Source organism: Mycobacterium sp., assembly GCF_032162105.1.
GTDB lineage: Bacteria > Actinomycetota > Actinomycetes > Mycobacteriales > Mycobacteriaceae > Mycobacterium.
The window spans coordinates 1-11,098 of record NZ_JAVRPS010000126.1 but is presented as its reverse complement, the minus strand read 5'-3'; the positions used below and the strand labels follow the sequence as shown (position 1 = coordinate 11,098).

Sequence of the window (11,098 nt, the reverse complement as noted above, 5' to 3'; positions counted from 1 at the left end):
CCAGGGAACGATTCAACGAAGCCTACGAAAACCGCACTGCGCCTTGGGTGATCGGTGCGCCGCAGCGCGCGATCGTCGGACTCGAGCAAACCGGGGTGTTGCGAGGGAGGATGCTCGATGCCGGCTGCGGGCTTGGTGAGCACACGATCTTGTTGACGCGTCTTGGCTATGACGTGCTTGGCATCGACTACGCGCCGAGTGCGGTCGAGCAGGCCCGCTCGAACGCCGCGGCCAAGGGGGTCGACGCGCGCTTCGAGGTCGCCGACGCGATGAATCTGGGTGCCGAACCGGCCTACGACACGATCGTCGACAGTGCGCTGTTCCACATCTTCGGCGACGCCGACCGGGCGCGCTACGTCGCGAGCCTGCACACCGCGCTCCGGCCTGGCGGGTCGGTACACGTGCTCGCCCTGTCCGACGCCGGCCGTGGTTTCGGTCCCCAGGTCAGCGAGGCGCAGATCCGCGCCGCGTTCGCCGACGGCTGGGAGCTCGAGGCACTCGACACCACGACCTACCAGGGTGTGGTCGGGGAGCCGCACGCCGTCGCGCTGGGCCTCGCGGTGGGCACTAGGGTGGACGAGCCCGCCTGGTTGGCGCGGGCCCGGCGCCGGTGAGCGCCTATTCATGCTCGTAACCGGGGTGCGCGACGGAGAGCCGGTGGAGTACGAGCGTCCGCAGACACGGCAGAACTTCGGAACCGCGGTCGTCGAGGTCGCCGCGCGTGATCGCAGCCGACAGTTCCCGTTCGTCGGCGAAACCCAGGGCGTCCAGCGCAGCGCGCGGTTGGTCCGCGGTGTCGTCGAGTAGTTCGCGTTCCACGGTGCGCAGCACGTTGGCGGCCACCAGGGCGTGGAAGTTGACCGCGCCGCCGGTGCCCTCGCGGACGTCGGTCTCGAGGAATTCGGCGACGGCGGCCACCAGTTCGGCCGCGGTGGGTCGGTTGTGCAGGCCCGTCACGACGCCTCCATCAGGTTGAGCAGGTCGAACTCGGTCTCGCTGACCCGCCGTCCGATCGCGGCGAGTTCGACCGATCGCGTCTGACCGGACAGGTGACGGTGTGCCTGGTAGCGGCAGATGACGCCCCAGCGCAGGGTGGACAGGATCAGCCACCAGTGCATCGCGGTCCGGTCCAGCGCGGTGCCGGAGGCCTCCTCGTAGGCGCGCAGGAAGTCCTCGATGCTTCCCAGCCCACCTGCGCCCAGCGCGCGTGGCGCCCCGAACCGCCATGCCCTGATGCAGAACCACGCCAGATCCTCGTAGACCTCGCCGGCGTGGGTCAGCTCCCAGTCGAGTACTGCGGCCAGCCGGGCCGGGGAGGCGTCGGTGTCGATGATGAGGTTGCCCATCCGGAAGTCACCGTGCACCAACACGTTCGGTGACGGGGGCGGTCGGTTGGCAGCGAGCCAGCGAAAGGCCCACTCGAACGTGGCCGTGGTGTCACCCATCTCGTCGAGTTGGGCGTGCCACTCGGCGAGCGGCTCTGACGCCGTCAGGCCGATGCCGGACGGGTCGGCCCGGTGGATCGCGGCGATCGCGTCCGCGCACTGGATCAGCAGGCTGGCGCGGGAGGTGTCGTCGAGTGCCCGCTGAACGCGGCGCACGATGGTCTCGCCGCCGATGAAGTCGCAGACGAGGTACGGATTGCCCAGTGCGGCGTCTGAGTCGTCGGCGACCAGGACGTGCGGCACCGGGGCACCCGTGGCGGCTGCCCGGGTCAGCGCTGCCGCTTCGAGTTCCATGCCCGCGTGGATCTCATCGGGTGGCCCGATGCGCAGGATGAGCGATCTGGATCCGGCGTCGAACGCCCAGGTCGCGCGGCTCGCCCCGCCGGTGAGTACGCGCAGGTTGTGCACCCGCACGTCGCCGAGCGACGGGGCCAGCACGGCCGCCAGGGCGGGTGCGAGCTCCTCTGGGGTCACGGAGTCTTCGGCTCTTCGCGCGAGCGCTCATCGCGGCGCGAGGTGAACTTGAACATCCGCTGGGCCACCCGCCGGATCTGGATCTCCTCGGCGCCCTCGGTGATCCGGTAGCGGCGGTGATGGCGGTAGATGTGCTCGAACGGCTCGTGGCGGCTGTAGCCCAGACCGCCGTGCACCTGCATGGCGCGGTCGGCGGCCTCGCACACCAGCCGGTTGGCACGGTAGTTGGCCATCGACACCTTGTCGCTGACCTCCATGTGGTGGTTGCGGTCCAGGTGCCAGGCCGCGTAGTAGACCAGCAGGCGGACCATCTGCGCCTCGGTCTGCAGTTCCACCAGTGGCCACTGCACGGCCTGATTCACCGAAAGCGGCTTGCCGAACACCACCCGCTCGCTCGCGTACGCCGTTGCCCGATCGATGCAGTACTGCGCGGCGCCAAGACTGCTGGCGGCCTGGCGAATCCTGTTCTCGTGCAGGAAGGTCTGGCCCACCTCGAGGCCGTGGTCCACGTCGCCGAGTATTGCGTCGGCGGGTACCCGGACGTCCTTGAGCTCCACTTCGCCGTGGTCGGTGGGCATGTTGAACGTCCACCAGTAGAAGGGCACCGTGAAGCCCGGTGCGTCGGTCGGCACCAGGAACGCCGTGATGCCACGCGCCTGCCCCGCTTCGCCGGACGTGCGGGCGAAGACCAGGTCATGACTGGCGCGGTGCACGCCGGTGTTCCACCGTTTCGTCCCGTTGATCAGCCAGCCGTCGCCGTCGGCCACTGCGGTGGTCTCGAGCCAGGTCGCATCGGACCCGTGGCCGGGCTCGGAGAGCCCGAAGGCCATCGAGCGCTCGCCGGTCAGCAGTGCCTCGCCCCACTCCTTCTTCTGGATGTCGGTGCCGAACCGGTCCATCATGATGACCTGCGGAAAGTTGCCCACGATCGACGACTCGTCCTGCAGGTCGTTGTGCAGGCCAAGGCCCTTGTGCGCCAGATGTTCCCGGATGACGGCCATGTCCAGGTTGGTGCCGTCGCGTCCACCGAAACGCGACGGCAGGCCGTAGCGCAGCCAGCCCGCCGCATCGGCTCGGCGGCGCATCTCGTCGAGCAGATCCTCCCACGCCCGATGCGGAATGCCGTCGTGCTCCCAGTCCGTGCGGGCGTACTCGCGCCGCTTGTCGAAGTACTGCATGTTCTCGGCTTCCAGCGGCTTGATCTCCGCCTCGATGAAGGCGTCCATCTCGGCGAGCAGGCCCGGAAGATGATCCGGCAGGGCGAAATCCACTTTGATTCCCTTCCTTGGTGTCCGTGGTGCTTTCAGAAGCCGTACAGAGTCTTCTTCCAGATCGTCGACAGCGTCCGCACCGCATTCTCGTCGGTGGTGGCTACCCCGAGAAGGGCGGTGTCGGGCCGAAGGTAGACGGCGGTGAACCGCTCGAAGAGCAGGGAGATGGCCAGCGCGGTGTGCTCTGGGTCGACGTCGTTTGCGTAACCGTGCTCCTGAGCGCGCAGCACCGAAGCCCGCACGACGTCGATGCCGAACCGGCGAAACTCGTTCTGCACGGCGGCGAATCGTTGCTCGACGGCGGCGAGCTGGTCGACGGCGACCATGATCCCGATGTTCTGCTTGAACATGTTCCAGTAGCCGGTCACCGCGGAGATGAAGAACTCCGTGTCGTCAGGGGACTCGGGTAGGTGGATCTGCTGGCCGGCGGGTGCGACGACGTCGCGCAGGAACGACTCGGCCAGGACCGCGAGCAGGTCTTCCTTGTCGGTGTAATAGCGGTAGAAGGCTGCAGGGGACCTGCCCGCGGCGGAGGTGATGTCGGCAAGCGTTGTGCCGTGGAAACCGCGCTCGGCGAACAGCTTCCGCGCGGCGCGCTCGATGGCATTGCGGGTCTGGTGGCCCTTCGCGGTGAACGTCTCCCGAGGCACCGTCGTGCTCAGCTCAGGATGCGATCGCCGGCGCGCAACAGGGCGCTGGGCAGGTCGTGGCCGACGGCCTTGCGGGCGACATCCGCCGCGTGGATCGCCGCCTGCAGGTCGACGTCGACGCCGATGTCGCTGTCGCGCAACATGTACACCAGATCCTCTGTGGCGATGTTGCCGCTGGCGCCAGGGGCGAACGGACAGCCGCCCAGACCGCCGACCGACGCGTCGAGCCGCATCACCCCCGCGGTGACGGCGGCGTATGCACTGGCCAGCCCGGCGCCACGGGTGTTGTGGAAGTGCGCGCCGAGTGGCAGCTCGCCGATCACCGGTCGCAGGAGCTCGATCAGGGCGGTCACCCGCCGAGGCGTGGTGGTGCCGATGGTGTCGGCGATCGCCACCCGGTCGGCGCCGATTTCGACGGCGGCCGAGGCGATCTCGAGCACGCGCCGGGGATCGGTCGCTCCGTCGAACGGGCAGTCCCAGGCCGTCGCGATGATCACCTCGATGGTCGCGCCGTTCTCGTGCGCGATACGCGCGATGTCGGCGATCAGATCAGTGGACTCCGCGGTCGATCGCCCCACATTGGCCTGGCTGTGCCCGTCGGCGGCCGACACCACGTACTCGATCGATCTCATGCCCGCGGCAATGGCCCGGCCCGCTCCGCCAGGGCCTGCGACCAGGGCGGAGAACTCGACGCCTTGGGTCTGGCGCAGGCGCGGCAGTTCGGCGGCAAGGGCCGCCGCGTCGGCCAGCGCAGGCACCTTCGACGGCGACACGAACGCGGTGGCCTCGATCTCTCGGACACCGGTCGCCAGCACCGCATCGAGCAGTTCCAGCTTGGCGGACAACGGAATCGGTGCCTCGATCTGAAGCCCGTCGCGCAGACTGACCTCGCGGATCGTCACGTGGCTCGGAAGTGTCGTCACAGCACGCCCTCCTTCCGTAGCGTCTCGAGCTCGTCGGCCGACCTGCCCAACAGCTCGCCGTACACCTCGTCGTTGTGCTGGCCGGGTTCGACCGAGCCTGCGTTGCGGATGGTGCCGGGTGTCTCCGATAGCACGGGGACGACGCCCGGCCCCTTCACGTTGCGCCCGATGCGTTCGTCCCAGTGGTCGGCGATCATGCCACGGGCCACCAGTTGGGGATCGGTGACGACCTCGGCGACGGTGTTGATGGGCCCGCTGATGACGCCCGCCTCGCTCAGCGTCGAGATGATGTCGGCGGGCTGCCGCTCGGCGGCCCAGGCGGCGATGATCTTGTCGATCTCGTCCTGATTGCGGCCGCGCGCAACGTGATTGACGAACCGGTCGTCGGTGGCCAGCTCGGGCTGGCCCATCGCGCCGCACAGCCTGCGGAACACGGTGTCCTGATTGGCGGCGATCACCACCCAGCTACCGTCGGCGGTCGGGTAGATGTTGGACGGGGCGATGCCCTCCAGGCGGGTGCCCGACGGTCCGCGCACGACGCCGCCGACGTCGTAGTCCGGGATGGTGGATTCCTGCACGGCGAGACACGCTTCGGTCAGCGCGGCGTCGACGATCTGACCCTCGCCGGTCACCGTCCGCCGGTACAGCGCGGCCAGCGCGCCCTGCGCGGCGAACATGCCTGCCAGACTGTCGCCGAGCGACAGTGCCAGCCGCGGGGGAGGCCCGCCGGGAAAGCCGTTCATGTGTCGCAGTCCGCTGGCGGCCTCGGCCACCGACGCGTAGCCGGCCTTGTGGGCCTCCGGACCGGTCTGACCGTAGCCGGACACCCGGACGAGCACGATGCCGCGATTGCGTTCGCGCAGCACGTCGTAACCCAGGTTCCATTTCTCCAGGGTGCCGGGCCGGAAGTTCTCGACGATGATGTCGGATCGCTCGACCAGGTCTAGAAATAGGGCACGGCCAGTTTCCATCCGCAGGTTCAGTGTGACGGCCTTCTTGTTGCGGGCGTGCACGGTCCAGAAGAAGTAGTGTCCGTCGAGTTCGGCCTGCCCCCAGGTACGCAGTGGGTCGGGGGAGCCGGGTGGCTCGATCTTGATGACCTCGGCGCCCATGTCGCCGAGCAGCCGTCCTGCGAACGGCCCCGAGATCAGCGTGCCGACCTCGATGACGCGGATGCCGGAGAGCGGTCCCGGGCAGGGCTCAGTCATTGTGAAAACCCGTGGCGCTGCAGCCATTCCGCGCACACGCCGACGGCCTGGCGCAACGTGGCCCGTTGGTCGGGTCCTGAGTAGTAGTGGTTGGCCCCGGGGATCTCGTGCATCTCCTTGTCGGGATGCCCGATGGCCTCGAACAGCCTGCGGGTGTGGCTCGGGGTGCACGCGTCGTCGGCGAGGTTGCCGATCACCAGCGCGGGCACCGCGATGTCCGGCCCACAGGCCACGGCGTCGCCATTGGCGTCGTCGTAGCTCCACTGGGACAGCCAGCTGCGCAGCGTGCAGAACCGGGCCAAGCCGACGGGACTGTTGTTCACTACAGCAGGATCACCCAGGTAACAGGTTCCCGGGGCGCGATCGTTCGGATCGACGGTCGGGTCCAGCCAGCGCGGGTCGGCCATGGTGCCGTGCACGACGAACCCGAACTCTTCGAATTCCGCGCCGGGACGTCCGCTCGCTCTTATTTCGGCGAGCTTATCCTTGACCCACCTGGTGATTCGCCGGTTGCGGTCGACCTGGGCCTGCCGGTAACGCGTCAGGAACTCCTGGCTGTATGGCGGCTGGTTCGGGTTGTCCGGGTCGTAGAGGTCCAGTTCGGCGTCGCGCTTGCCTGGGTCGGACTCGTCGAGGATGGAGGCGTCCAGCCATTCGGTCATGGTGCCGTGGCGGCTGATGTGGGCGGCCAGCAGCATGATGCCGTCGGCGGGGATCAGCCCGAGCTTGGTCAGGTCGGGCCCGTCGCCGGACGGGCTGGCGGTGACCGTGGGGTGCTGCGCCTGCTGTTGATAGAACACCGAAAGCGAGCCGCCACCGCTCCAGCCGGCAAGCACGACCTTTTCGTAGCCAAGCCGGTTCTTGGCGTCCTTGATGCACTCGCCCAGGTCCTCAACGACCTTCTCCATGAGCAGCGCCGAATCGGTGCCGCGGAACCGGCTGTTGCAGTAGATGACGTGGTGGCCGGCCCGCGCGAGGGCATTGATCATCGGCAGGTAGGCGCCGCCGCCGATCGGGTGCATGAACACCAGCACGGTATTTGATGTCGCCGCCGGGGCGGCTCCGGCGGCCGATGGCTCCGGGGCCTTCGGCTTCAGCAGATAGCTCTCGAGCACGACCAGCTCGGCGACACCGCCGTACACGTCGCGCACGCTCGAAGTGTTCTGGTAGGCAACCAGATACGGGATGCGTTCGTAGTCGTGCTTGACCGGGGCCTCGGTAGTCTGTGTCATCAGTGCTCTCGTTTCTTCGCGCAAGCGCTCATCAATGCTGCCCCAGGTCGTTGGCGAGAACCTCGGCGGACGGGACGAGTCGACGCCTGGTGTCGATGGCGATCACCGACCAGTCGACCTTGTCGTACTCGTCGAACTTGCGCCGGGCCCGTTCCCGCGCCTTCTCCGGCGCCCCGTGGTGAACCCCTTGCGGCGCATGCGAGACCAGGCCGGGTGGCATCGGGATGCCGTACAACGACCCGCTGTGGAAGAACGCGATCTCGTCGTAGTCGACGTTGCGGTGGTACCACGGCGTGCGTTCGGTGCCCGCCACTGCCTCGGCCCGCTTGGGCAGGAAGTTCATCACGTACACGCCGGTGGCCTGCATGAAGAGGTGCACCGTCGGTGGCAGGTGGACGCTGTCGGAGGTCACCACGTTGTAGTCGGCGATGTTGAACGTGAACGGGAAGTTGTCGCCGCGCCAGCCTTCGACGTCGAGCGGATTGTGTTGGTAATGAAGAGAAGTCGTGCCGGCCCCATCGATTGGTGAGTGCATCAGCCGCACCTCGTACTCGTCACGCCCGTCGTCGTCGATCGGTTCCGGCTCGGGGACTTCGATCTGCGACGGGTCGAACGGGAAGTGCCTACCCAGCTGTGCCGGCGGCGGTACCCGGAACTCGTCGGTGGCCTGGATCATCAACCACGTGGATTCCTGATCCGGAACCTGCCGCCACGTGCACGCCTTCGGGATGTACACCCAGTCGCCCTCGCGGTAGCGCAGCGGGCCGAACTCGGTCTCCAAGAGCCCCGCACCCTGGTGCACGAACGACAACAGATCGCCGTCGACGTAGCGGACGAAGAATGGCATCGGCTCGCTGCGCCGCGACAGCAGCACTTCGCAGTCGGCGTTGGAGAACATCAGCAGCGGGCCGCCGCACGCGTCGGAGGCGTCGCCGGGCTTGAGCTCACTGGACAGCACGTCGATGGGACGCAGGGGACCACTCGCCCGGTAGGCGGTGGGGTCGTTGCGCCGGTACATGTTCGCGGTGCGGCCGGTGAATCCACCCCGGCCGAGCTCGTCGTCCTTGAGGCCGTCGAGGTCGGCGTGCAGCCGCCGCGGCGTCTTGCCCTTGCGCAGGTGGATGAACGATTCCATGGGCGCGGTTCCATCTCGTCGTCGGAACAAAGATAAAGATGAAGTCAGTTTTACTTTAGGGTCCGAGCGGCGGGCGGGTCAATGCCGCATCACGACGCATCACACCATCGCCGTGCGCGGGATCTTCATGCCCAGTGTCAACGCTCCCGCCAGTTCCCGGCTGGTGTCGTAGTCGAACACGACGTGGCCCGAGATGACGTCGACGTCGCGCTTGAACCGTTGCAACGGGTTGTCCACGAAGTGCGCACTCGCGCCGGACGCCTCCGACAGCGCCGCGATGACGGCCCGCGATTCGTGCACGATGTGCGCCGCGGCCAGGCGGGCCTCGCCCCGCACCGGGCGGGGCACGGAGTCGCCCGGTGCGAGGATGGCCTCGATCTCACCCACCGTGTCGGCCAGCAGTCCTCGCAGGGCGCGTAGCCGCACCCGGGCCTGGCCCAGGTGGGCTTGGGCGATGGGCTTGTCCTTCTGCGTGAGGCCTTCGTAGGCCAGCACCCGCTGTGCGAGTCGTTCGGCGTACAGATCCGTCACGCGCTCGGCGCTGCCGAGTGCCGGCATGGCCGCCAGCAGGGCCAGTGCGGGCACCATCGGCCAGCGGTAGGTGGCGCCGTCATGCAGCGTGGCACCGGGCGCGGTGCCGCCGTAGATGTCGGTGACGCGCACCAGGCGGTACTCCGGGACGAATGCGTCGGTGATCACCACGTCGTTGGATCCGGTGGCCCGCATGCCGTCGGTGTGCCAGACGTCCACGATGGTGGCGTCGGTCGAGGGCAGCAGGGCCAGGGCGGGGTACATGCCGTCGTCTGAGCCGCACAACGCACCGACGATGACCCAGTTGCCGTCCATCACGCCCGTAGCCCACGACCAGCGGCCGTTGAGCCTGATCCCGCCGTCGACGGGCACACCCCGGCCGGTGGGGGCGAGCGGTGCGGATGCCAGGAACGGCCGCGTCGCGAAAGCCTCCTCCTGGGCGCGTTCGCCGAACAGCGCCAGCATCCAGTTGTGCAACGCATAGAAACCGATGGTCCACGCGCTGGAGGCGCAGCCTGCCGCCATTCGTCGTACCGGGTCGAGGATCGCGGGGAACGCGGTCTGCCTGCCGCCGTAGCGCTCGGGGACCAACAGGTCGGTGAAGCCCGATGCGGCCAGGTCGGCGACCGTCGCATCGGGCAGGCGCCGGAGGTTCTCGGCCGCCCGTGCGCGCTGCGCCAGTCGGTCGACGAACTCGTCCGTTATTCCGTACGTCACATCGGTCACCGGCATGCGCCGGAACTTACCATACCTTTTAGTATGGAAAGCTCGATTACCTTGCGAGCATGAGCTCGAGGAACCGTTCGGCGCGGATGGCGTCCCAGTCACCCGGCGTGGCGCCGGAGAGATGAAGGAAGCCGATTCCCGCTGCGAAGGTGGCACCGGCGCGCAGGTCGGCTTCCTCGGGGTCGAACCCGTAGTCCAGGAACACCTGTTGCACCGCCCGCAGCAGCCTGCGGTCGGCCGCCCGGACGCTGGCGGCCACCGACCCGTCGGAGCGGGCCCATTCGCGCATCGCGCGCTCCAGCGTCCAGTGCCGCGGGCTGACCAGCGAGGTCATCATCTTCGACAGACGTTCCCGCGGGGGAACATCGCCCATCTCGTCGATGTGGCGACGGTCCTCGTCGCGCAGTTCCCCCCAAGCCTGGATGAGTGCTGTGCGATAGCTGGGCATGCCATCGAAGTGCCAATAGAAGCTGCCCTTGGTGACGCCGAGCTGGTCGCACAACCGGTCGATCTTCAGCGCCTTCATGCCTTCCGCGGCCAGGATCGCGTAACCGGCGTGGATCCAGTCATCCACCGACAATCTGTTGCCGGCGGAGCCGCGCGTACTCGCCATGAGCGGCAGCCTACGGCCGTCGCGGTCTCCTCGGCTGACGGTGCCGTCACCGTTCCATTGGGGCCACGAACCCCTGCCGAGGGTTTGTCGGGGTACCTGGCCTCATGTTTTACTGCCACCTACAACTAAACTCTCTGGTCTGTCCAAGGTTGGGCAGGCGCGGCCGTGGGTATGACACCGTTCGGCCGCTCGGGCGGTCATCTGACCGTGGGTATGAAACGAGTAACGCGGTAACCGCAAACTGAATGGAATTCATAGATGTTCGTTGACAGAATTCGTGGCCGTTGGGCGCGCCGATTCTTTGGTGCAACCATGGCGGCGCTCCTGCTACCCGGCATGATCGGCCTGGCTGGTGGCGGCGCTAGCGCGGGGGCGTTCTCACGCCCCGGTCTGCCAGTCGAGTATCTGATGGTGCCGTCGCCGTCGATGGGCGTCGACATCAAGGTGCAGTTCCAGAGCGGAGGCGCAGGCTCGCCTGCGGTGTACCTGCTCGACGGCCTCCGCGCCAGGGACGACTTCAGCGGCTGGGACATCGAGACCCCCGCGTTCGAGTGGTACCTCGACTCAGGCCTTTCGGTCGTCATGCCGGTCGGCGGACAGTCCAGCTTCTACGCCGACTGGTACTCGCCTGCGCGCAACAAGGCGGGCCCGCCCCTGACCTACAAGTGGGAGACGTTCCTCACTTCGGAACTACCCGGCTATCTCGCGTCGGAGAAGCAGGTGAAGGCGACCGGTAGCGCCGCGGTCGGGCTGTCGATGGCCGGTTCGGCGTCGATGATCCTGTCGGTCTACCACCCGCAGCAGTTCATCTACGCCGCCTCGCTGTCGGGCTTCCTGAACCCGTCCGAGGGTTCGTGGCCCTTCCTGATCAACGTGTCGATGGGTGACGC

General features: G+C 67.7%; 12 protein-coding genes. 2 read left to right on the top strand and 10 right to left on the bottom strand.

All coding sequences use genetic code 11. From position 1 onward, the window contains the following. A partial coding sequence (locus QOC69_RS06295; RefSeq protein ID WP_526437464.1) for an SAM-dependent methyltransferase occupies positions 1-614 on the top strand: 614 nt, incomplete at its 5' end. Positions 615-618: 4 nt separating this feature from the next. Here the strand turns inward: QOC69_RS06295 and QOC69_RS06290 are convergent. From QOC69_RS06290 to QOC69_RS06245, 10 genes are all read right to left on the bottom strand, one after another. Beyond that, positions 619-957 (bottom strand): DUF6285 domain-containing protein, encoded by a 339-nt coding sequence (locus QOC69_RS06290; RefSeq protein WP_526437462.1) that lies wholly within the window; start codon positions 955-957, stop codon positions 619-621. Continuing rightward, positions 954-1,919 (bottom strand): phosphotransferase family protein, encoded by a 966-nt coding sequence (locus tag QOC69_RS06285; RefSeq protein WP_526437460.1) that lies wholly within the window; start codon positions 1,917-1,919, stop codon positions 954-956. Before QOC69_RS06285 ends, QOC69_RS06290 begins: the two co-directional genes overlap by 4 nt. After that, complete coding sequence (locus QOC69_RS06280; protein WP_526437459.1) at positions 1,916-3,190, bottom strand: acyl-CoA dehydrogenase family protein; 1,275 nt, start codon at positions 3,188-3,190, stop codon at positions 1,916-1,918. The genes QOC69_RS06285 and QOC69_RS06280 overlap by 4 nt, the downstream gene beginning before the upstream one ends. Before the next feature lie 32 nt (positions 3,191-3,222). After that, positions 3,223-3,840, bottom strand: coding sequence for a TetR/AcrR family transcriptional regulator (locus QOC69_RS06275; RefSeq protein WP_526437457.1), 618 nt, complete (start codon positions 3,838-3,840; stop codon positions 3,223-3,225). Positions 3,841-3,848: 8 nt separating this feature from the next. After that, positions 3,849-4,763: a hydroxymethylglutaryl-CoA lyase gene (locus QOC69_RS06270; RefSeq protein ID WP_526437455.1), complete on the bottom strand. Its 915-nt coding sequence runs from the start codon at positions 4,761-4,763 to the stop codon at positions 3,849-3,851. Further along, positions 4,760-5,971 (bottom strand): CaiB/BaiF CoA transferase family protein, encoded by a 1,212-nt coding sequence (locus QOC69_RS06265; RefSeq protein WP_526437453.1) that lies wholly within the window; start codon positions 5,969-5,971, stop codon positions 4,760-4,762. The genes QOC69_RS06270 and QOC69_RS06265 overlap by 4 nt, the downstream gene beginning before the upstream one ends. Beyond that, positions 5,968-7,203, bottom strand: a complete 1,236-nt coding sequence (locus QOC69_RS06260) for an alpha/beta hydrolase family protein (RefSeq protein ID WP_526437451.1) — start codon at positions 7,201-7,203, stop codon at positions 5,968-5,970. Before QOC69_RS06260 ends, QOC69_RS06265 begins: the two co-directional genes overlap by 4 nt. A gap of 31 nt (positions 7,204-7,234) precedes the next feature. After that, on the bottom strand, positions 7,235-8,338 hold the full coding sequence (locus tag QOC69_RS06255; protein ID WP_526437449.1) for a homogentisate 1,2-dioxygenase: 1,104 nt from the start codon (positions 8,336-8,338) through the stop codon (positions 7,235-7,237). 99 nt (positions 8,339-8,437) lie between these two features. Continuing rightward, the gene (locus QOC69_RS06250) at positions 8,438-9,601 is read right to left on the bottom strand and encodes an acyl-CoA dehydrogenase family protein (RefSeq protein WP_526437447.1); all 1,164 of its coding nucleotides are present in this window, start codon (positions 9,599-9,601) and stop codon (positions 8,438-8,440) included. Between the two features lie 40 nt (positions 9,602-9,641). Next, positions 9,642-10,208 carry a TetR/AcrR family transcriptional regulator gene (locus QOC69_RS06245; RefSeq protein WP_526437445.1) on the bottom strand — a complete coding sequence of 189 codons (567 nt, stop codon included), beginning with the start codon at positions 10,206-10,208 and terminating at the stop codon, positions 9,642-9,644. A gap of 258 nt (positions 10,209-10,466) precedes the next feature. Here QOC69_RS06245 and QOC69_RS06240 point away from each other — a divergent pair. After that, a partial coding sequence (locus QOC69_RS06240; protein ID WP_526437443.1) for an alpha/beta hydrolase occupies positions 10,467-11,098 on the top strand: 632 nt, incomplete at its 3' end.